Here is a 20,936-nt window from a genome sequence, read left to right on the forward strand (position 1 = left end):
GACCGGGCCATCGACGCGGGGCGCCGTCTCCTCCCCCGAGCCCCCCGACCCGGTTCGCCGGGGGGCCTCCCGCGTGGGAGGCGAGTGCCCGGACTGAACAACGAAATAGGAATATTGTCAAGAAATTTCGGTGCTCGAGTGGCTCCGGGCCGAACATAGCCCTCTCCCGCGGAGGCTGCCGGATTCACACCTCTCGCGGGCGGCACGGGTCCCCACACCTTCCAGGAGAGGGACAGGGTGAGGTGTACGACCTTTCCGGAGAGACCTCTCACCTCACCCCAGCCCTCTCCCTTCAGGAGAGGGGGCCTGTTGCGCTTCACGCCGACGCACAGGATTCCTCGGCGAGCGGCCGAAATCGCCGGCTTCACCGTCGTGTGAATCCCGTAGCCCGCAGAGGGGGGAGGGTTTGTCAGGCCCCGACCAACATCGTTCCGTCGTGGCCGGCGATGCTGACGTCCCGAAGCTCTCCGGCCGGGGTGTCCGGCTCTAGCCGCACTTGGGTGAACCCCTCCGTCCGCCCCATGCCGCCGCGCTCGCTCAGCACCCGGTGGGTGCGCCCGACCTGCGCCGCGAGATGCGCCGCCAGGGCCGTTTCCCCGGCCGCGCGCAACCGCGCGGCGCGCGCGCGGACGACATCCCCCGGCACCGGCGGCATCCGCGCCGCCGGGGTCCCGGGGCGCGGCGAGTACGGGAAGACGTGAAGATGGGTCAGGCCGCATTCGACCACGAGGTCGAGGGAGCGGACGAACTGCGCCTCCGTCTCGGTCGGGAACCCCGCGATGAGGTCGGCCCCGAACACCACCTCCGGCCGCAGGCGGCGTACCTCGGCGCAGAAGCGGATCGCGTCGGCGCGGGTGTGGCGGCGCTTCATCCGCTTGAGGACGAGGTCGTCGCCGGCCTGGAGCGAGAGGTGGAGATGCGGCATCAGCCGCGCCCCACCGGCGATGGCATCCATGAGGGCGTCGTCGGCCTCGATGGAATCGATGGAGGACAGGCGCAGGCGGGCGAGGTCGGGCACGCCGGACAGGATCGCCTGCGTCAGGCGTCCGAGGCTCGATGTGTCCGAAAGATCGCGGCCGTAGGCGGTGAGATCGACGCCCGTGAGCACCACTTCCCGCCCGCCATGGTCGACGATGCGGCGGACCTGATCGACCACGTCCGCCTGCGCGACGGAGCGCGAGTTGCCGCGCCCGAACGGGATGACGCAGAACGTGCAGCGGTGGTCGCAGCCGTTCTGCACGGGCACGAAGGCGCGGGTCTGCCCCGCGATGGCGGCGATCCGGGTGGGCGCGACCGTGCGCACGGCCATGATGTCGTCCACCGCATTGCGGTCGGGGGGGACGCGGGAAGGCGCCCAGGTCTCCATCCGGCCCTTCGCGTCGTTGCCGACGAGGCGGGCGACCTCCGGCATGGCGGCGTAGAGGGCGGTCTCCACCTGCGCGCCGCAGCCGGTGACGACGATGCGGGCCGCCGGCCGGTCGCGGGCGATCCGGCGGATGGCCTTGCGCGCCTGGCGCCCGGCCTCCTGCGTCACCGCGCAGGTGTTGACGATGACGAGGTCGTCCGCCGCATGGGGGCCGGCATGGCCGCGCATCACCTCCGCCTCGACGGTGTTGAGCCGGCAGCCGAAGGTGAGGGTCTCGACCGCCATTCTAGGCGGCCCCGGCGAACAGGGCGGGATCGAAGGTGCCGTCCCATTCCAGCGCCACGGGGCCGGTCATGAGCACGTGGTCGTCGGCGCGCCACTCGATGACGAGGTCGCCGCCGGGCAGGTGCACGGTGGCGCCCCGGCCGATCATGCGCAGGCGCGCGGCCGCCACCACGGTGGCGCAGGCGGCGGTGCCGCAGGCCAGGGTCAGGCCGGCGCCGCGCTCCCACACCCGCAGGACGATGGTGTCGGGGCCGGTCACCCGGGCGAGCGAGATGTTGGCGCGGTCGGGAAAGACGGGATGGTTCTCCAGCATCGGGCCGATGCGGGCGAGGTCGTAGGTCGCGGGGTCGCGGTCCACGAAGAAGATCGCGTGCGGGTTGCCCATGTTGACCACCGCCGGCGAGTGCAGCACAGGCGCGTCGATGGGGCCGACCTGGAGTTCGATGCGCCGCGTGTCCTGGAACGGTTCGGCGAGCGGGATCTCGTCCCACTTCAGCTTGGGCCGGCCCATGTCGACGGTGAAGGCGCGCTCGGCCATGCGCTTGACGCTCACGAGGCCGCCCCGCGTCTCCAGGGTGAGGCGCCCGCTCTCGGCCGGCCGCGCCATGGCGGGGTCGTCGAGCATGGCGTAGGCGACGCAGCGGGTGCCGTTGCCGCAGGCGCCCGCTTCCGATCCGTCGGTGTTGTAGATGCGCAGGGCCGCGTCGGTGCCGGGGGTGCGCGCGTCGTGGATCACCATGAGCTGGTCGAAGGCGGAGGCCGGGTGCCTCGCGATGGCCCGGACGTCGCCGGCCGCGACCGTGAGGTCCGACCCGCGCAGGTCCAGCACCACGATGGCGTTGCCGGCGCCGTTCATCTTCAGGAACCGTCGATGGGCGAGTGCGCTCATGTCTCTTCGGATGATTGTCTCGGTGGAAGGGCCCGGGCCCCGCATATAGGCGAAAGCCCGGGGCCGCGCACGCGGGGCCGCCGGGGGGCTGCGTTGCAGAAGCGCCGCGCCCGGTCACGTTCGTGCGCGTGGACACGCGATGCGCCTCGCGGGGGGCGGGCTTCGTCACTACGTTGGCGACCACTGCCCCCGGCTTCCCCGGGAGGCCGCCGATCCTCCGGAGCGCCGCCGTGATTCGCTTTCGCCTGACGCTCCTTGCCGGATGCCTCGCGGCCGGCCTCGCCCACGCTCAGGAAGCGGTGCCGCCGGCCGTCGCCACCCCCCTGCCCACCACCACGACGCCCGGCCCGGCCGGCCCGGGCACGCCCGACGTGCCTGTCCCCGCCCAGGCGGGCGCCGCCCCGGCCGCGCCCCCCACGGCCGCGCCGCGAAAGACCCTGGTGGAGACGCCCGGCGACGCCAACGACGTCGATGCGGTGTCCCTGCCGCCCAAACCCGCCGCGATCCTGTCGGGACGCGCCAAATGGGAGGAGGCGGTGCCGAGCCTGAAGGCCGCGTTCCAGCGCATCGAGGCGGATCTCGCCAAGGCCGGCATCACGCCCACGGGCCGGCCCATCGCGGTCTTCGCCAAGACGGACGACGACGGCTTCCAGTACGAGGCTATGATCCCCATCGCGGCGATGCCGGACCCGAAGCCCGCCGAGGCCGACGGCCTGCGGTTCGGAACCACCCCGAGCGGCAAGGCCCTGCGCTTCCCGCACCGGGGTTCCTACGACGAGATCGACGGCACCTACGAGACGCTCACCGCCTACCTCGACGCCAAGGACGTGGTGGTGCAGGACCGCTTCATCGAGGAATACGTCACCGACCTCAACGACAAGGCCGACGAGAAGCTCGACGTGAACATCTACGCGCTGCCGAAGCCGTAGGATTTCGCCGGGGCCGGCGCCCCGCGCGGCGCCTCGGTCGCGCGGCCGCCGTCCAGGTGGATCACCCGATCGGCTGCGTCGAAGTAGCGGTCGTCGTGGCTGATCACCACCAGGGTGCGGCCCTGGCGCTTCAGGGCGGGCAGCAATTCGGCGTAGAACAGGCGCCGGAAGGTCGGGTCCTGCTCGGCCGCCCACTCGTCGAGGACGAGGACCGGGCGTCCTTCGAGGGCGGCCTGGATCAGGGCGAGGCGCTTGCGCTGCCCCGCCGATAGGTCCGTGGTCGAGAAGGCGCCGTCGCGGATCGCGACCTTGCGGGCCAGATCGAGGGTCTCGAGAAGTGCCTGGCCCGCCTCCGGGCCGATGGCGGCGGGCATCACCAGATCGTCGAACAGGGTGTAGTCGAAGAACACCGCCGAGAAGTGCTGTCGGTAGGCGTCGCGGGTCTCCGCCGTCACCGGCACGCCATCGAGGCGGAGCGTGCCGGTCTGCGGCGGGTAGAGGCCGAGGATCAGCTTGATCAGGGTGGTCTTGCCCGAGCCGTTCTCGCCGACGATGAACAGGATCTCGCCCCGCCGGATGGTCAGGTCGAGGGGTCCGAGGGTGAAGGCCGGCCCGTCGTCCACAGATGGGAAGGTGTGGCTGACGCCCCGCAATTCGATGGTGTCAATGGCGTCCGCTACGGGCGGGACGGCCGGCGTGAGGAGATCGGGCTCGGCGGCGTCGCTGTCCGCCGAGAACGCGGCGATGCGTCCATAGGCGACCTCGGCGCGGCCGATCTCGGGCAGGCAGGCGAGGATATAGCTCACCGGCGTCTCCACGTAGAGCAGCACCAGCACGAAGCCCGACAGGACGGAACTGTCGATCCCGATGGCGGCCTTGTAGGCGATGATGGCCGCGATGGTGGCGAACAGGGCGAGCTTCTTCGTGAGGAAGGAGAACTCGAACAGCGTCTGCGTTGCCCAGGCGTTGCGCCGCAGATCCTCGATGCAGCCGGCCAGGGCCACGTTGCGCACGCGCAGGCGGCGCACCTTGTTGAGGCGCAACTCCCGGCACCCCTCCGTGAGGGTCTGATAGTGCTTCTGCTGGGTCTCCACGAGGGTCCGGCGCGTTCGGAAATGAACCATCGCCCGGCGGCGCAGGACGGCCTCGCCGTAGCTGCCGAGGCCGAAGCCGACGAGGGTGATCGCGAACAGGGTCGGTGAGAGATAGAGCAGGTAGGCGAGGCAGCCGGTCAGCACGCCGATCTGGATGATCAGGCCCGACAGGAGCCCGATGACCCGCGAGAGGGTGCCGGCGTCCTCGTTCAGGGAGGCGAGGATGCGGTGGCGGCCGAGCCGTTCGATGCGGGAGAGCGGCGCGGTCAGGATCAGGTCCGCGAGATCCCGGTTCAGGGTCGCGTTGATGCGCCCGCCCGCCAGGCTGCTGCCGAGCCCGGAGACGAGGGACCCGCCGACGCCGAGGACGACGAGGCCGAGGAAGATCGCCAGAAAATTCTCCGGCAGGCCGCCCTCGGCGTGGATCGCCGTGTTGACCTGGGCCAGGACCGCCGCTGTCGCCAGCCCGCTCGCCGCGCCGATGACCGAGGAGACCGCGACGAGCGGCCAGAGGGGGCGCAGGAGCCGCACCGCATCCTGTCCGAGCCGCCCCAAACGTGCACGCGCCTCCGCCATCGACATCCTCTCGGACCAGCCGAGGCAGAGGTGCCCCGCCCACGCCTTGTTCGGCCACTCGTCGATGCAGACCGGCGTGTGACCCCGGATCTACGGACCACGGAAGCATCGGGCCGGGCTCATTGCATCCTGGCGTTGCGGTGACAAGGCGCCTGGGGCGATCGGGGAAGGAATACGTTACAGCAGGCCGAGTCGCGCGGGTGCCGGCCCGGCCGGGCCGCCCTCCAGGGCGAGCAGGAAACGCTTGGTCTCGACACCGCCGGCGAAGCCCGTCAGGGCTCCGCTGGCGCCGATCACCCGGTGGCAGGGCACCACGATGGGCAGCGGGTTGGCGCCGTTGGCCGCACCCACGGCGCGGCTCGCGCTCGGGCGCCCGATCCGGCGGGCGAGTTCGCCGTAGGAAATCGTCTCGCCCGGCGGGATTTCCGTGAGGGCCTGCCAGACCGTCAACTGGAACGGCGTTCCGCGCGGCGCCAGTGCGAGGTCGAACCGGGTCAGCCGACCGTCGAAATAGGCCGTGAGCTGCGCCCTCGCTTCGGCGAAGGCCGCGTCGTTCCGGTGCCAGTCCGCGCCCGGCGTCACGGCGCCCTTGCCGCTCGGAAAGCCGATGCAGGCCAGCCCGTCATCGGTTCCCCCGAGGAGAAGCGGGCCGATGGGGCTGGCGAGCATCGTGTAGGCTGTCTGGCGCATGGCAGAGCCTACCATGCGCCGATCGGGACGCATCCTCCGCGACCCACGAGACGGACGACGGCCCTACTCCGCCGCCTCGCCGTACGCCTCCACCGGTGGGCACGAGCACACGAGGTTGCGGTCGCCGTAGGCGTTGTCGACCCGGTTGATGGGCGGCCAGTACTTGTCCATCCCGAGGCTGCCGGTGGGAAAGCACGCGGCTTCGCGGGAATAGGGCCGCTCCCACGGGCCGATCAGGTCCCGCACCGTGTGGGGGGCGTGCTTGAGGGGGTTGTCGGCCCGGTCGATCCGGCCCTCCTCGATGGCGCGGATCTCCTCGCGGATCGCCAGCATGGCATCGCAGAAGCGGTCGATCTCGCCCTTGGTCTCGGATTCCGTGGGCTCGATCATCAGGGTGCCGGCCACGGGCCAGCTCATGGTCGGCGGGTGGAAGCCGCAATCGATGAGGCGCTTGGCGACGTCCTCGACGGTGACGCCGGCGCTCTTCTGGAACGGGCGCAAATCGATGATGCACTCGTGCGCCACGCGGCCGTGCGCGCCGGAATAGAGCACCGGGTAGGCGTCGCCGAGCCGGGCGGCGATGTAGTTCGCGTTGAGGATGGCGATGCGGGTGGCCTGCGTCAGGCCGCGCCCGCCCATGAGCAGGCAGTAGCTCCACGAGATCGGCAGGATCGAAGCCGAGCCGTAGGGGGCCGCCGACACCGCCCCCTCCCCGCCGGTCTCGGGATGTCCGGGCAGGAACGGCACGAGGTGCGCCTTGACGCCGATGGGGCCCATGCCGGGGCCGCCGCCGCCATGCGGGATGCAGAAGGTCTTGTGCAGGTTGAGGTGGCTGACGTCGGCGCCGATGTCGCCGGGGCGCGCGAGGCCCACCATGGCGTTGAGGTTGGCCCCGTCGAGGTACACCTGGCCCCCGTGGAAATGCACGATGGCGCAGAGTTCGCGCACCCTGGCCTCGAACACCCCGTGGGTCGACGGATAGGTGATCATGCAGGCCGCGAGTTTTTCGGAATGGAGCTCCGCCTTCCTGCGGAAATCCTCCACGTCGATGTTGCCCTTGGCGTCCGCGCCCACCACCACGACGCTCATGCCGCACATCTGCGCCGAGGCCGGGTTGGTGCCGTGGGCCGAGGACGGGATGAGGCACACGGTGCGGTGTCCGTCCCCCCGCGACAGGTGATAGGCGCGGATGGCGAGCAGCCCCGCATACTCGCCCTGCGCGCCGGAATTCGGCTGCATCGAGATCGCGTCGTAGCCGGTGATGGCGCAGAGTTTTTGCGAGAAGTCGGCCAGGAGTTCGTGATAGCCGGCGGCCTGATCCGCCGGCACGAAGGGGTGGATCTCGGAAAACTCCGGCCAGGAGATCGGCAGCATCTCGGCGGTGGCGTTGAGCTTCATGGTGCAGGAGCCGAGCGGGATCATGGCCCGGTCGAGGGCGAGATCCCGGTCGCTGAGGCGGCGCATGTAGCGCGTCATCTCGCTCTCGGCCCGGTTCATGTGGAAGATCGGGTGGGTGAGGTATTGGGAGGTGCGGATCGACCCGTCCGGCAGGCGCGGGTCGGGCCAGGCCTCGTCGTAGGCGAGGTGGTCGCCGCCGAAGGCGCGCCACACGGCCTGGACGATGTCGGGGCGGGTCCGCTCGTCGACGGTGATGCCGATGCGGTCGGTGCCGACCTTGCGCAGGTTGATGCCGTTGGCCACCGCATTCGCCAGGATCAGGCCCTGGAACGCGCCGACCCGCACGGTGACCGTGTCGAAGAACGTCTCGGATTCCATCGCGAAGCCCAGGCTCTCCAGCCCCTGCGCCACCCGCACGGCGTCGCGGTGGACCCGGGCCGCGATGGCCTTCAGGCCGCGGGGGCCGTGGAACACGGCGTACATGCCGGCGATGACCGCGAGCAGCACCTGTGCGGTGCAGATGTTCGAGGTCGCCTTCTCGCGGCGGATGTGCTGCTCGCGGGTCTGGAGGGCGAGGCGATAGGCGCGGTTGCCGCGCGCATCCACCGAGACGCCGACGAGGCGTCCCGGCAGGGTGCGCTTGTGGGCGTCGCGGGTGGCGAGGTAGGCGGCGTGCGGGCCGCCATAGCCCATGGGCACGCCGTAGCGCTGCATCGAGCCCACCGCGATGTCGGCGCCCATCTCGCCGGGGGGCTTCAGGAGCGTGAGCGCCAGGGGGTCTGCGGCCATCACCGCCACGGCGCCGGCCGCGTGCAGGCGCGTGATGATCTCCGAAACGTCGTGGATGGCGCCGCAGACGCCCGGGTACTGGAACAGTGCCCCGAACACCGCCGCCGAATCGAGGTCGGTCGCCGGATCGCCGACCACGATGCTCCAGCCCAGCGGCGCGGCGCGGGTCCTGAGCACCGCGATGGTCTGGGGCAGGCACTCGGCATCGACGAAGAACGCGGTCTGCCCGTTGGTGGCGATGCGGGCGGCCATGCCCATGGCCTCGGCCGCCGCCGTGGCCTCGTCGAGGAGCGAGGCGTTGGCGATGTCGAGGCCGGTGAGGTCGCAGACCAGGGTCTGGAAGTTCAGGAGCGCTTCGAGTCGTCCCTGGCTGATCTCCGGCTGGTAGGGCGAGTAGGCCGTGTACCAGGCCGGGTTCTCGAAGATGTTGCGCTGGATCACCGGCGGCATCGTCGTGCCGTGATAGCCCTGCCCGATGAGCGAGACGAGGAGCCGGTTCTTGTCGGCGATGCCGCGCATGTGCTCGAGCACCCGGCGCTCGGTCATCGACACCCCGAAATCGAGGCGCTCGGCCTGGCGGATGCTGGCCGGCAGGGTCTCGTCCACGAGAGCGTGCAGGGTCTCGGCCCCCACCACGGCGAGCATGGCCTCGATCTCGTGCGTCGTCGGGCCGATGTGGCGGCGATTGGCGAAATCGTAGGGGTCGTAGCGGTCGTTGTTCATGGCGGGACCTCGGAGGTTTGAAGGAGTGGCCGCTACTTCGGGAAGGCCGCGTAGGCGGCCTCGTCCATCAGATCGTCGAGGGCGGCGGGGTCGTCGAGGCGGATGCGGTAGAGCCAGCCGGCTCCCTGCGGATCGCTGCCGACGCTCGACGGATCGGCGACCGCCGCCTCGTTGACCTCCGTGACCTCGCCCGAGACGGGCGCGTAGACGTCGGACGCCGCCTTGACGGATTCCACCACCGCCGCCGCCTCGCCCTTCACCAGGCGGGCGCCGACCTTCGGCAGTTCGATGAAGACGAGGTCGCCGAGCTGCTCGGCCGCATGGGTGGTGATGCCCACCGTGGCGACATCGCCCTCGCGGGCCAGCCATTCGTGCTCGTCGGTGAATCGCAGCATGGGTCACTCCTGGGAACAGGTCGGGAAGTCGGGGCTCGGGACGAGTCTGGGGTTCAGGCGCGGGGGGTCAGGCGCGCTTGAAGCCGGCCGGAACGAAGGGCAGGCCGTTCACCACCATGGGCAGACGCCGGCCGCGCACCTCGGCGAAGACGCGGGTGCCGGGCCGGGTCAGCGCGGCCGGCAGGTAGCCCATGGCGACGGGGGCCTGCAGGCTCGGCCCGAAGCCACCGGAGGTGACGTGCCCGATGGCGTCGCCCGCCACCTCTCCGGCGAACAGGGGAGCGCCGGCCCGCACGGGCGCGGCGCCCTCGGTGCGCAGGCCGACGCGCTTGCGCGACGGACCGTCGGCGAGGGCCGCGAGGATGCGCGCCGCACCGGGAAAGCTCCCCTCCCGCGCGCCGCCCCTCCGGCGCACGGCGGGGATCGCCCAACCGAGGCCGGCCTCGACGGGGTCGGTGCCGGCGTCGATGTCCGCCCCGTGCAGGCACAGACCGGCTTCGAGGCGCAGGGAATCGCGGGCGCCGAGCCCGATGGGCCGGACGGTCCCGTCGGCGAGCAGGGTCTCGGCGAGGGCCTCGGCCCGGTCCTCGGGCACGGAGAGTTCGAACCCGTCCTCGCCGGTGTAGCCCGAGCGGGTGACGAGGGCGGACGTACCGGCGAGATCGACGGCCCGGACATCCATGAACCGCAGGGCCGCGACCTCGGGGGCGAGGCGTGCCAGGGCGGCCTCCGCCCCCGGTCCCTGCAGGGCGAGGAGGGCGCGGGGCAGCACCGCGATCTCGCAGATGCCGGTGAGATGGGCGCGCAGATACGCCTCGTCGGCGACCTTGTTCGCCGCGTTCACGACGAGGAGGAGGCTGTCACCGCACTGGGCGACCATCAGGTCGTCGCGAATGCCGCCGGATTCGTCGAGCAGGAGGCCGTAGCGCTGGCGGCCGGGACGCAGCCCGAGCACGTCGATGGGCAGCAGGGCTTCGAGGGCGCGGGCCACATCCGTGAGACTGCCCGAACGGGGGATGAGCTGGATCTGCCCCATATGCGACACGTCGAACAGCCCGGCGTGGGCGCGCGTGTGCAGGTGTTCCTTGAGGAGGCCGTCCGGGTACTGCACCGGCATGGCATAGCCGGCGAACGGCACCATCCGGGCGCCGTGGCGCAGATGCAGGGCGTGGAGCGGCGTGCGGAGGGCGTCGAACGGCATCGGAATTCCCACGACAGAACGGTTCCGGACCCTCGGTCGAGTGGTCCGGTTGCCCCCATCTGTCGCGGTTACCTGAGAGCTTCTCCCGTGCGCAGACGGCGCGACGCGGGATTTCTCCTTCGGTGGGCGCCGTCAGGCGCCTCTCTCCAGATTGTCGAAACGATACGGTGATTGTGCCTGAGAGTTTCCGGGGGTGGTTGCTCCGTCGGCGCCATGATCGAAATGCTTCGCACACGAAGTGCTTCGACCTGGGCTCTCCCGTATCGCCATTGCTGACGAGGGCAAGGTTACATGCCGTGCCGGGCCGCGCAAGCCGGGGCCTGACAAACCCGGAGCTTTCGTCACAGCCTGGAACCGGTCCGAATCCTCGGCGATTCCCGCTTCATGACCATCGCATCCGGACACGACCTCGCCGGCCCCCGCCCTTCGCGACGCCGCTCCACGGACCTCCCGGCCGATCCGGGCCTGGGCGAGAAGGCCTTGGAGATCCACCGGCGCCTGTGCCCGGTCTACGCGTGCCCGATCCCCTACTTCCACAGCCTCGACCCGCTGAGCGAGCTCGTCTCGTCACTCCTGTCGCATCGGACCCGGAACGCCGATTCGGGCCGGGCCTTCAAGGCGCTGCGGGCGCGCTACCCCGACTGGGCCGCGATGCTGGCGGCCCCCGTGTCCGAGATCGAGGCGACCATCGCCGGGGTGACCTGGCCCGAACTCAAGGCTCCGCGCATCCAGGCCATCCTGCGCGCCGTACAGGAGCGGCACGGTGCCCTGTCCCTCGACTTCCTGGCGGAGATGGGTGTCGACGCGGCGCGCGCTTGGCTCGAAGCGATTCCCGGAATCGGCCCGAAGACCAGTGCCGCCGTGCTGTCGTTCAGCATCCTGCGGATGCCGGCGCTCCCCGTCGACAGCCACCATCACCGCGTCGCCCAGCGCACGGGCCTGATCGGCGCGGCGATCGATGTCGGCCCGTCGCACCCGATCCTGCGGGCGCAGCTGCCGGCCGATTGGAGCGCCCAGGACCTCTACGACAACCACGAGATCCTGATGCTGCACGGTCAGGCGGTCTGCCACCACCGGAGTCCGGCCTGCGGGCGTTGCGTCCTCCTCGATCTCTGCCCCACGGGGCAGGCACGACAGGGCAAGACGACGGCCGCTTGACCGGCCCCGACGCGGCGTTCAGAAACCGCCCCTTGGCGTCCTCGCACGACGGCGCCCTTCCGACAGGACGGCACGTGAAGGACCCCGCGCGATGACCGCGTTCAAGGAGCTTGTGTTCTCGGGCGTCCAGCCCACGGGGAACCTGCATCTCGGCAACTATCTCGGCGCCATCAAGCGCTTCGTGGAGATGCAGGCACGCGACGCGCAGTGCCTCTACTGCGTCGTCGACATGCACGCGATCACCCTGTGGCAGGACCCGGCCGCCCTGAAGGGGCAGATCCGCGAGGTCACCGCAGCGTTCCTCGCCGCCGGCATCGACCCGAAGCGGAGCATCGTCTTCAACCAGTCGCAGGTGCCCCAGCACGCCGAGCTCGCGTGGATCTTCAACTGCGTCGCGCGGCTCGGCTGGCTCAACCGCATGACCCAGTTCAAGGACAAGGCCGGCAAGGACCGCGAGAACGCGTCGATCGGGCTCTACGCCTACCCGGTGCTCATGGCCGCCGACATCCTGGCCTACCGCGCCACCCACGTGCCCGTGGGCGAGGACCAGAAGCAGCACCTCGAACTCACCCGCGACATCGCGCAGAAGTTCAACAACGACTTTTCGGAGTCGATCTCGGCCCATGGCCACGATGCGGGCGAAGGCTTCTTTCCCGTCACCGAGCCGCTCATCGGCGGGCCGGCCGCCCGCGTCATGAGCCTGCGCGACGGAACGAAGAAGATGTCGAAGTCGGACGCCTCCGACAATTCGCGCATCAACCTCACGGACGACGCCGATTCCATCGCCGCCAAGGTGCGCAAGGCGAAGACCGACCCGGACGCCCTCCCCTCCGAAGTGGCGGGGCTCGCCGGGCGGCCCGAGGCCGACAACCTCGTGGGCATCTTCGCCGCCCTCAAGGACGTGTCGCGGGAGGATGTGCTGCGCGATTACGGCGGCGCCCAGTTCTCCCAGTTCAAGGGCGCGCTGGTCGAACTCGCGGTGGAGACCCTGGCGCCGCTGGGGTCCGAGATGAAGCGTCTGGTCTCCGATCCGGCCGAGATCGACGCGGTCCTGGCCGACGGGGCCGAGCGCGCCGAGGCCATCGCGGCCCCGACCCTCGACGCGGTGAAGGACATCGTCGGCTTCGTCCGCCGCGGCCCGCGCCTGCGGATGGTCTGACGCCGCCGCTCTGCCGCAGCGTGGCAGAGGCGGCGGGTTGGACACGATGCGACGCGCGGCGCTTACTCCGGCTCCGACGGCGGCTTGTTGACGGCGACGCACATCTTCACCGCCTCTTCGAGCTTGATGTCGCGCGGGTTGCCGATGTTCGCCGTCTCCTCCAGGCACTTGATGAAGTAGTTGCGGTCGAGATCCGGCGAAAGGCTCGTGAACGCCTTGCCCATGCGGGTGGCGAAATCGATCTTCTCGTCCGTCGTCGCGCGCGGCCAGCGGGCGACCTTGTCGTCCATGGTCAACTTCGCCGCTTGTGCACCGGTGGCCATGAACAGGGTGAAACATAAGAGTATCTTGATAGTCGCGCGCATGACGGAACCTGTGTTGCGATCGGTTACAGGCATGATGGTAGCGCGCGGGACGTCCGAGAAAAGAAAAAGGCGGCCCTAAAGGCCGCCTTTTCTCGGTTCCTCAGCTTAGAAAGCTCTCAAGCCAACCCGAAGGCCTGAGACTTACGCCGCGTCGACGACCTGGACCGGACCGGAATCCTTGCCACGGGCTTCGACGTCGCGATCGACAAACTCGATGACGGCGAGCGGAGCGTTGTCGCCGTAGCGGAAGCCGGCCTTCATGATGCGGCAGTAGCCGCCCGGACGGGCGTTGTAGCGCGGGCCGATGACGGCGAAGAGCTTGCGGACCATGTCGTGGTCGCGGATCTGCGACATGGCGAGGCGGCGCGCGTGCAGCGAGTCGGTCTTACCGAGCGTGATCAGCTTCTCGATGACCGGACGCAGATCCTTCGCCTTGGGCAAAGTGGTGATGATCTGCTCGTGCTTGATCAGCGCGGCGGACATGTTGGCGAACATCGCCTTGCGGTGCTCGGTGGTGCGGTTGAAGCGACGACCGCGAAATCCATGACGCATGATGGCTGGTCCTTATGTGATGGCCGCCGTGCCACGGTACGGCCAAGCGCCCCATGAGCGGGGCTGTTCATTCCGCATGACCCCGCGGCGGGATTCTTTTGGGAGTTCGCGTCTTCGCGAACCCCCGATGGATTGGCCAAACAACCGGCGCCGAGACGCGCCAGAAAGTCCCGGCCGGGGCGGCTCGCCCTAATAATGCTCTTCGAAGCGCTTGGCGAGATCTTCGATGTTTTCCGGCGGCCAGCCGGGGATGTCCATGCCGAGGTGGAGGCCCATGGCTGCGAGCACTTCCTTGATCTCGTTGAGCGACTTGCGGCCGAAGTTCGGGGTGCGCAGCATCTCGCCCTCCGACTTCTGGATCAGGTCGCCGATGTAGACGATGTTGTCGTTCTTCAGGCAGTTCGCCGAACGGACCGACAGCTCGAGCTCGTCGACCTTCTTGAGCAGGGCCGGGTTGAAGGGGAGCTGCGGCGCGAGCGGCTGCGCCTCTTCCTTGCGGGGCTCCTCGAAGTTCACGAACACCTGGAGCTGGTCCTGGATGATGCGTGCGGCGTAGGCCAGCGCGTCCTCGGGCGTCACCGCGCCGTTGGTCTCGATGGTCATCGTCAGCTTGTCCTTGTCGAGATCCTGGCCCTCGCGGGTGGTCTCGATGCGGTAGCTGACCTTGGTCACGGGCGAGAACAGGGCGTCCACGGGGATCAGCCCGATGGGTGCGTCCTCGGGACGGTTGCGCTCGGCCGGGACGTAGCCCTTGCCGGTGGCGACGGTGAACTCCATCCGGATCTCGGCGCCGTCGTCGAGGGTGCAGATGACGAGGTCGGGGTTGAGGATCTGGACGTCGCCGACCGTGCCGATGTCGCCGGCGGTGACGAGGCCGGGGCCGGTCTTGCGCAGGGTCAGGCGCTTCGGAGCCTCGGTCTGCGAGCGGATGGCGATGGTCTTGATGTTGAGGACGATGTCGGTGACATCCTCGCGCACGCCGGGGATCGACGAGAACTCATGCAGCACGCCGTCGATCTGCACCGAGGTCACGGCCGCGCCCTGAAGCGAGGACAGCAGCACGCGGCGGAGCGAGTTGCCCAGCGTCGTGCCGAAACCACGCTCGAGCGGCTCGGCCACGACGGTGGCGACCCGCTTGGGGTCGTGACCGGTCGAGACCTGGAGCTTGTTCGGCTTGATGAGCTCTTGCCAGTTCTTCTGAATGACCACGATGCTACCTCTCGCGACGATCGGCGCGGCCCACACGGGCGGTCCACGCTCGGGTTTCGATGCTGCGCCTCAGCGCCGAAACCCCTTGAAAAGGATGGCGCTCGCCGCTTTCGCAGCGAACGGATTTAGTGTGCCGCGACCCAGAGTTCGGGGACGAAGCTGTAAGCGGCCCCGTCCCGGGCGACGTAGCCCAGGGCCGGGAATTCGAGATGGGCGCCGGCGATGAAGGTCCGGTCGGTGGCGACCTCGTCGAGGATGCGGCGGCGCACCTGGCGCGCTGCGTCCACGTCGACGTCGAACACCATCCCGGCGTCCGGACGCTTGAACTGGATCGCCGGCAGGTGGACGATGTCGGCCCACATCAGGAGTGCGTGGTCGCCCGACACGATCCGATAGCCGGAATGACCCGGCGTGTGGCCGGGCAACGGGACCATGGTGATTCCGGGCGCGACCTCGCCCCCGGTCACGGTCCGCAGCCGACCCGCGTAAGGGGATGTCGCCTTGGCGGCGTTCTCGAAATAGGGCTTGGCCCCTTCCGGCGCACGGGACAGGGCACCCTCGTCGAGCCAGTGCGCCGACTCGTCGGCGTGCACGACGAGTTCTGCATTGACGAACGCCGCCGAGCCATCGGCGGTGACGAGACCGCCGGCATGGTCGGGGTGCAGGTGGGTCAGCAGCACCGTGCCGACATCCTCGGCCCGGACACCCGCGGCGGCCAGGGCCGCCGGGACACGCCCGAGGGTATCGCCCCCGAATCGACCCATGCCCGTATCGATGAGGATCGGCGCCCGGCCCGGCCCGGTGATGAGAAACGCGTTGAGGGTGATGCGAGGATCGCGCGCGCGAAAGCCGGCCGCCTGAAGCGAGCCGGCCTCATCCGTATCGATCCCGACGACGAGGTCGAGCGACCCGGGCAGGTAGCCGTCATTCAGAACCGTGACCGTGAGATCACCCAAGGTCCACCGCAGCACACCGGGAAGCGGACTCGAACCGTTCGACACGCACGTCTCCGTCACACACCTAAAATGCCGGCCGGGGCAGAGTCCTTTCGGACCGGCCCGGCCGGTTTTCGTCAGTCTTAGACGCGCCGACGCTTGCGGGGGCGGCAGCCGTTGTGCGGGATCGACGTGACGTCGCGGATGGAGGTCACGGTGAAGCCGGCGGCCTGAAGCGCGCGCAGAGCGGATTCACGGCCGGAGCCGGGGCCGGACACCTCGACTTCGAGGGTGCGCATGCCGTGTTCGGCGGCCTTGCGGGCCGCGTCCTCGGCGGCGACCTGGGCCGCGTACGGGGTCGACTTGCGCGAGCCCTTGAAGCCCATGGCGCCAGCGGACGACCACGAGATGGTGTTGCCCTGGGCGTCGGTGATGGTGATCATCGTGTTGTTGAACGACGCGTTCACATGCGCGACGCCCGAGACGATGTTCTTGCGTTCGCGGCGACGAACGCGGGTTGTTTCCTTGGCCATCTTGGTTCTCGTCCTTCAAACGCGCCCGTCATACCAGGCGCTCGGGATTCTCTGGGAGTTGGCGGCGCGGGCGTGGAAGACCGTACCGACACACCGGGCCTCCGTGAGGGGTACCCGGATCGACGTTCGGGAGGCCGAGCGAACCACGGCCTCCCGAAATGCGAAAGCTTACTTCTTCTTGCCGGCGATGGGCTTGGACTTGCCCTTGCGGGTGCGGGCGTTGGTGTGCGTGCGCTGGCCGCGGACGGGCAGGTTGCGGCGGTGGCGCAGGCCACGGTAGCAGCCCAGATCCATCAGGCGCTTGATGTTCATCGAGACTTCGCGGCGGAGGTCGCCCTCGACGAGATAATCGCGATCGATGGTCTCGCGGATCGACAGAACCTCGGCGTCGGTGAGCTGGTTCACACGGCGCTCGGCCGGGATGCCGACCTTCTCCGTGATCTCTTCCGCCTTCTTCGAACCGATGCCGTGGATGTACTGAAGCGCGATGACGACGCGCTTGTTGGTCGGGATGTTAACGCCAGCGATACGAGCCAAGGTCTTCTCCATCTGGGCAGCGGACCCAATCGGTCCGGCCCGGGTTATCGTGATACGCGTCCGGTGGAGACCGGCCCCTGCGTACCGTCCAGAACGACAAAGCGGCCCGCGGCAACCTCTGGCGAGGCGGCCCGGACCCAATCCGTGTGAACGAAGACCGGCCCACTAGCGCGGGCCGGTCCCCCTGTCAACTCGATGGTAACAAATCCAGCCGCTCAGGACGCCGTCGTTTCGACTCAGGACGCCGTCGTTTCGACATGGCGCTCCAGGGTCGCCATGAGATCCCCGGTGACCTCGTCGACCGGTTTCATGCCGTCGAGGGTCTCCAGCATACCGAGGCTGGCGTAATAGGCGGAGAGCGGCGCGGTGAGCTCGCGATAGGCTTCGAAGCGCGTCTTGAACACCTCGGGCGTGTCGTCCTTGCGTACGGGTTCGCCGCGGGCGGCGGTCTCGGAGGCGCGCTTGGCGATGCGTCCGATCAAGGCGTCCTCGTCCACGGCGAACTCGACCACGGTGTCGAGGGCGAGGTTCTTCTTCTCGAGCATCCGGTCGAGGGCGGCGGCCTGCGCGACCGTCCGGGGGAAACCGTCGAGGATGAAGCCGTTGCGCGCGTCCGCTTCCTCGATCCGGTCGGCGACGATACCGACGACGACGGCGTCGGGAACGAGCCCGCCGCTTTCCATGATCGCCTTGGCCTCGAGGCCCACGGGCGTACCGGCGGCCACCGCCGCCCGCAGCATATCCCCGGTGGAGAGCTGCGGAATGCCGAACCGCTCGACGATGCGCGCCGACTGCGTTCCCTTACCAGCTCCCGGCGGTCCGAGCAGAATGATCCGCATGGCGTCGTTTCCTCAGGTCCGTTCTTCTTGAAGGGCGGCGCCCTCGAAAAGGGAACGCCGTCGCTGATAGGCTCGCCCGATGGGTGCTCAGCGGCGCCGCGTGGCGCCCCGCAGCTTGGCCTTCTTGACGAGGCCTTCGTATTGGTGGGCCATCAGGTGACCGTGGATCTGCGCCACCGTATCCATCGTCACCGAGACGACGATGAGGAGCGACGTGCCGCCGAACCCGATGCTGGCCGAAGAGTACGACGCCAGGATTTCGGGCACCAGACAGACGAAGGTCAAATACAGGGCGCCGACGAGGGTGATGCGCGTGAGAACCTTGTCGATGAAGGCCGCGGTACGCTCGCCCGGCCGGATGCCGGGAATGAAGCCGCCGTGCTTCTTCAGGTTGTCCGCCGTCTCCTCGGGGTTGAACACCACCGCGGTATAGAAGAACGCGAAGAAGATGATCAGGGCGGCGTACAGCACCATGTAGAGCGGCCGGCCGTGGCCGATATAGGTCGTGATCGTCGCCAGGATGCCGGTGCCGCCGTTGTTCGCCGAGAAGCTCGCCACGGTGGCGGGCAGCAGCAGGAGCGACGAGGCGAAGATCGGCGGAATCACGCCGGCGGTGTTGAGCTTCAGCGGCAGGAACGAGGTCTGGCCCTCGTACATCTTATTGCCGACCTGGCGCTTGGGGTAGTTGATCAGGAGCCGACGCTGGGCGCGCTCCATGAACACGATGAAGTAGACCAGGGCGATGGCAGCCACACCCATGCCCAGGATGACGGCGGAGGAGAGCGCCCCGGTGCGGCTCAGCTCCAGCGCACCCACGATGGCGACCGGCAGGTGGGCGACGATGCCGGCGAAGATGATGAGCGACGAGCCGTTGCCGATGCCGCGCGAGGTGATCTGCTCGCCGATCCACATGAGGAACAGCGTGCCGCCCGTCAGGGTGATGACCGTGGACAGGATGAAGAAGGGCCCCGGCTCGATGGCCGCGCTCGAACTCTGGAGGCCGAAGGCGATGCCCCAGCTCTGGACCAGGGCCAGCACCACCGTGAGGTAGCGGGTGTACTGATTGATGACCTTGCGGCCGGACTCACCTTCCTTTTTCAGCGCCTCCAGGGTCGGAACGACCGAGGTCAGCAGCTGAATGATGATGGAGGCCGAGATGTACGGCATGATGTTGAGGGCGAAGATCGCCATGCGCTCGACGGCACCGCCGGAGAACATGTTGAACAGCCCGAGCACGCCGCCCGCCTGCTGCTGGAAGTTCCGGGCGAACTGCTCGGGATCGATGCCGGGAATCGGAATGTACGTGCCGAGCCGGAAGACGATCAGCGCACCCAGGGTGAACCAGATCCGCTTCTTGAGCTCGTCGGCCTTGGCGATGGCCCCGAAATTGAGGTTCGCGGCAAGCTGCTCGGCGGCTGAGGCCATGGCACCGGTTCCTGAGTCACGATTCGCACGGGAGCGAACAGCTCCCCGATAAACTGAAACGGCGGCCACGCGCGAGGTCGCACGGGCCGCCGCTCAGAGGTTCGACTTAAAGTCGGTCTCGAGTCTACGCAACCACGCGGGCGGGCTTGCCACGGGTGGACACGCCGTCGCCGAAGGTCACGGTGACGGTTCCGCCGTTCTTTTCGACGGCCTCGATGGCCGACTTCGACGCGCGGGTCACCTCGAAGGAGACCTTCGTGGTCAGCTCGCCGACGCCGAGGAGCTTGACGCCGTCACGGGCACGGGCGCACACGCCCGCGGCGATCAGGGTCTCGACGGTGACGACCGCACCGGCTTCGAGACGACCGGCATCCAACGCCTGCTGGACGCGGCCGAGGTTCACCTCGTTCAGGTCCGTCGAGTACAGGTTGTTGAAGCCGCGCTTGGGCAAGCGACGATGCAGCGGCATCTGACCGCCCTCGAAGCCCTTGATGGACACGCCGGTACGGGCCTTCTGGCCCTTCACGCCGCGTCCAGCGGTCTTGCCCTTGCCGGAGCCGATGCCCCGGCCGACGCGCATCCGGTTCTTGGTTGCGCCGGGATTGTCGTGGAGTTCATTCAGTTTCATGATGCCCTCCCTCAGGCCGCGTCGCCAAGGACACGCACGAGGTGCTGCACCTTGCGGATCATGCCGCGCACGGAGGGGGTATCCTCCAGCTCGGAGACCCGGTGCAGCTTGTTGAGCTTGAGGCCGATCAGCGTCGCGCGCTGGTCGCCCTCACGGCGGATCGGCGAGCCGATCTGCTCGATACGGACGGTCTTCTGTGCCATCTGACCCTCCCTCAAGCCACTGCGGCTTCGGACAAGTCGGACGGATCGGCGTCACGACGGCGGGCCTGGAGCGCCGACACCTTGAGACCGCGACGGGCCGCGACGGAGCGCGGGCTGTCCTCGTTCTTCAGGGCGTCGAAGGTGGCGCGCACGAGGTTGTAGGGGTTCGAGGAGCCGAGGCTCTTCGCCACCACGTCCTGCATGCCCAGCGTCTCGAAGACGGCGCGCATCGGGCCGCCGGCGATGATGCCGGTACCCTGGGGAGCGGCGCGCAGGATGACCTTGCCGGCACCGTGACGTCCCTGGACGTCGTGGTGCAGGGTGCGGCCCTCGCGCAGAGCCACGCGGACGAGGCCGCGCTTGGCGGCTTCCGTCGCCTTGCGGATCGCCTCGGGGACTTCGCGGGCCTTGCCGTGGCCGAAGCCGACGCGGCCCTTCTGATCGCCGACGACGACGAGGGCAGCGAAGCCAAAGCGACGTCCGCCCTTCACGACCTTGGCGACGCGGTTGATGTGGACGAGCTTGTCCACGAACTCGCTGTCGCGCTCCTCGCGCTCATCGCGGCGGCCGCGGCCCCCGCCTTCACGTTCACGTGCCATTCTTACACTTCCATCTCACTGGCGCGGGTGGCGGACCCGCTCGCTTGAATCGTCAGGACGGGGAACGGCCGAAACCGCTCCCCTCCGCCAATCTTAGAACTCGAGACCGCCTTCGCGGGCGGCGTCGGCGAGCGCCTTGACGCGCCCGTGATAGAGGTAGCCCGAGCGATCGAAGATCACCTGGGTGACGCCGGCTGCCTTGGCGCGCTCGGCGACGAGCTTGCCCACCGCCTGGGCGGCAGAGACGTCGGCACCGGTCTTCAGACCGGTCCGCAGATCCTTGTCGAGGCTGGACGCCGCCGCGAGGGTCTTACCCGCGGCGTCGTCGATGACCTGGACGTAGATCTGCTTGGAGGAACGGAACACCGAGAGCCGGGGCCGTCCGTTGGCCGCCGCCCGCAGCGCGCGGCGCACACGCGCCTTGCGGCGGTCGAGTGCATCGATTTTGCGTGACATGTT

22 protein-coding genes and 2 riboswitches are annotated in these 20,936 nt (G+C 69.1%); of the genes, 3 read left to right on the top strand and 19 right to left on the bottom strand.

Going from position 1 to position 20,936, the window contains the following annotated elements:
- Positions 1 to 409: 409 nt before the first annotated feature.
- Together mtaB and dapF are read right to left on the bottom strand one after the other, a co-directional pair.
- Complete coding sequence (gene mtaB / locus ASF52_RS09770; protein WP_056171302.1) at positions 410 to 1,651, bottom strand: tRNA (N(6)-L-threonylcarbamoyladenosine(37)-C(2))-methylthiotransferase MtaB; 1,242 nt, start codon at positions 1,649 to 1,651, stop codon at positions 410 to 412.
- Position 1,652: 1 nt separating this feature from the next.
- Positions 1,653 to 2,540, bottom strand: coding sequence for a diaminopimelate epimerase (gene dapF / locus ASF52_RS09775; RefSeq protein WP_056171304.1), 888 nt, complete (start codon positions 2,538 to 2,540; stop codon positions 1,653 to 1,655).
- A 230-nt stretch (positions 2,541 to 2,770) separates the two neighbouring features.
- Between dapF and ASF52_RS09780 the strand changes: the two genes are divergently transcribed.
- Positions 2,771 to 3,469, top strand: a complete 699-nt coding sequence (locus ASF52_RS09780; RefSeq protein WP_056171306.1) for a GyrI-like domain-containing protein — start codon at positions 2,771 to 2,773, stop codon at positions 3,467 to 3,469.
- Here the strand turns inward: ASF52_RS09780 and ASF52_RS09785 are convergent.
- The 5 genes from ASF52_RS09785 to gcvT form a co-directional block, all read right to left on the bottom strand.
- Positions 3,448 to 5,139 carry a cyclic peptide export ABC transporter gene (locus tag ASF52_RS09785; protein WP_056171358.1) on the bottom strand — a complete coding sequence of 564 codons (1,692 nt, stop codon included), beginning with the start codon at positions 5,137 to 5,139 and terminating at the stop codon, positions 3,448 to 3,450. The genes ASF52_RS09780 and ASF52_RS09785 overlap by 22 nt on opposite strands.
- A gap of 177 nt (positions 5,140 to 5,316) precedes the next feature.
- Positions 5,317 to 5,844 (bottom strand): methylated-DNA--[protein]-cysteine S-methyltransferase, encoded by a 528-nt coding sequence (locus tag ASF52_RS09790; protein WP_244473766.1) that lies wholly within the window; start codon positions 5,842 to 5,844, stop codon positions 5,317 to 5,319.
- 48 nt (positions 5,845 to 5,892) lie between these two features.
- Complete coding sequence (gcvP, locus tag ASF52_RS09795) at positions 5,893 to 8,739, bottom strand: aminomethyl-transferring glycine dehydrogenase (RefSeq protein ID WP_056171310.1); 2,847 nt, start codon at positions 8,737 to 8,739, stop codon at positions 5,893 to 5,895.
- Between the two features lie 32 nt (positions 8,740 to 8,771).
- Positions 8,772 to 9,134, bottom strand: coding sequence for a glycine cleavage system protein GcvH (gene gcvH / locus ASF52_RS09800; RefSeq protein ID WP_056171313.1), 363 nt, complete (start codon positions 9,132 to 9,134; stop codon positions 8,772 to 8,774).
- A gap of 67 nt (positions 9,135 to 9,201) precedes the next feature.
- Positions 9,202 to 10,335: a glycine cleavage system aminomethyltransferase GcvT gene (gene gcvT / locus ASF52_RS09805; protein WP_056171315.1), complete on the bottom strand. Its 1,134-nt coding sequence runs from the start codon at positions 10,333 to 10,335 to the stop codon at positions 9,202 to 9,204.
- 55 nt (positions 10,336 to 10,390) lie between these two features.
- Positions 10,391 to 10,489: riboswitch (glycine riboswitch) on the bottom strand.
- Between the two features lies 1 nt (position 10,490).
- A riboswitch (glycine riboswitch) is annotated at positions 10,491 to 10,606 on the bottom strand.
- 113 nt (positions 10,607 to 10,719) lie between these two features.
- Between gcvT and ASF52_RS09810 the strand changes: the two genes are divergently transcribed.
- Positions 10,720 to 11,493 (top strand): endonuclease III domain-containing protein, encoded by a 774-nt coding sequence (locus tag ASF52_RS09810; RefSeq protein WP_056171318.1) that lies wholly within the window; start codon positions 10,720 to 10,722, stop codon positions 11,491 to 11,493.
- Between the two features lie 91 nt (positions 11,494 to 11,584).
- Positions 11,585 to 12,652 carry a tryptophan--tRNA ligase gene (trpS, locus tag ASF52_RS09815; protein ID WP_056171320.1) on the top strand — a complete coding sequence of 356 codons (1,068 nt, stop codon included), beginning with the start codon at positions 11,585 to 11,587 and terminating at the stop codon, positions 12,650 to 12,652.
- Between the two features lie 62 nt (positions 12,653 to 12,714).
- On the opposite strand, the gene ASF52_RS09820 is transcribed toward trpS, so the two are convergent.
- The 12 genes from ASF52_RS09820 to rplR form a co-directional block, all read right to left on the bottom strand.
- Positions 12,715 to 13,017 (bottom strand): hypothetical protein, encoded by a 303-nt coding sequence (locus ASF52_RS09820; protein ID WP_244473767.1) that lies wholly within the window; start codon positions 13,015 to 13,017, stop codon positions 12,715 to 12,717.
- A gap of 141 nt (positions 13,018 to 13,158) precedes the next feature.
- Positions 13,159 to 13,569, bottom strand: coding sequence for a 50S ribosomal protein L17 (gene rplQ / locus ASF52_RS09825; protein ID WP_056171325.1), 411 nt, complete (start codon positions 13,567 to 13,569; stop codon positions 13,159 to 13,161).
- Between the two features lie 189 nt (positions 13,570 to 13,758).
- Positions 13,759 to 14,778, bottom strand: a complete 1,020-nt coding sequence (locus tag ASF52_RS09830) for a DNA-directed RNA polymerase subunit alpha (protein ID WP_056171359.1) — start codon at positions 14,776 to 14,778, stop codon at positions 13,759 to 13,761.
- Positions 14,779 to 14,903: 125 nt separating this feature from the next.
- Entirely contained in the window at positions 14,904 to 15,779 is an 876-nt protein-coding gene (locus ASF52_RS09835; protein ID WP_056171361.1) for an MBL fold metallo-hydrolase, read from the bottom strand.
- Positions 15,780 to 15,856: 77 nt separating this feature from the next.
- Positions 15,857 to 16,246, bottom strand: coding sequence for a 30S ribosomal protein S11 (gene rpsK, locus ASF52_RS09840; protein ID WP_056171326.1), 390 nt, complete (start codon positions 16,244 to 16,246; stop codon positions 15,857 to 15,859).
- Positions 16,247 to 16,414: 168 nt separating this feature from the next.
- Positions 16,415 to 16,783 carry a 30S ribosomal protein S13 gene (gene rpsM / locus ASF52_RS09845; protein WP_056171364.1) on the bottom strand — a complete coding sequence of 123 codons (369 nt, stop codon included), beginning with the start codon at positions 16,781 to 16,783 and terminating at the stop codon, positions 16,415 to 16,417.
- Between the two features lie 236 nt (positions 16,784 to 17,019).
- Positions 17,020 to 17,622, bottom strand: coding sequence for an adenylate kinase (locus ASF52_RS09850; RefSeq protein ID WP_056171329.1), 603 nt, complete (start codon positions 17,620 to 17,622; stop codon positions 17,020 to 17,022).
- A gap of 87 nt (positions 17,623 to 17,709) precedes the next feature.
- Positions 17,710 to 19,047: a preprotein translocase subunit SecY gene (gene secY / locus ASF52_RS09855; protein ID WP_056171331.1), complete on the bottom strand. Its 1,338-nt coding sequence runs from the start codon at positions 19,045 to 19,047 to the stop codon at positions 17,710 to 17,712.
- 124 nt (positions 19,048 to 19,171) lie between these two features.
- Positions 19,172 to 19,675: a 50S ribosomal protein L15 gene (rplO, locus tag ASF52_RS09860; RefSeq protein ID WP_056171333.1), complete on the bottom strand. Its 504-nt coding sequence runs from the start codon at positions 19,673 to 19,675 to the stop codon at positions 19,172 to 19,174.
- Between the two features lie 11 nt (positions 19,676 to 19,686).
- Positions 19,687 to 19,878 (bottom strand): 50S ribosomal protein L30, encoded by a 192-nt coding sequence (rpmD, locus tag ASF52_RS09865; RefSeq protein WP_056091618.1) that lies wholly within the window; start codon positions 19,876 to 19,878, stop codon positions 19,687 to 19,689.
- Between the two features lie 11 nt (positions 19,879 to 19,889).
- The gene (gene rpsE, locus ASF52_RS09870; protein ID WP_056171334.1) at positions 19,890 to 20,477 is read right to left on the bottom strand and encodes a 30S ribosomal protein S5; all 588 of its coding nucleotides are present in this window, start codon (positions 20,475 to 20,477) and stop codon (positions 19,890 to 19,892) included.
- A 93-nt stretch (positions 20,478 to 20,570) separates the two neighbouring features.
- A complete protein-coding gene (gene rplR / locus ASF52_RS09875) occupies positions 20,571 to 20,933 on the bottom strand; it encodes a 50S ribosomal protein L18 (protein WP_056171336.1) in 363 nt (120 codons plus the stop codon).
- Positions 20,934 to 20,936: the final 3 nt, after the last annotated feature.

The sequence above is a fragment of the Methylobacterium sp. Leaf112 genome, assembly GCF_001423295.1.
Lineage (GTDB): Bacteria > Pseudomonadota > Alphaproteobacteria > Rhizobiales > Beijerinckiaceae > Methylobacterium.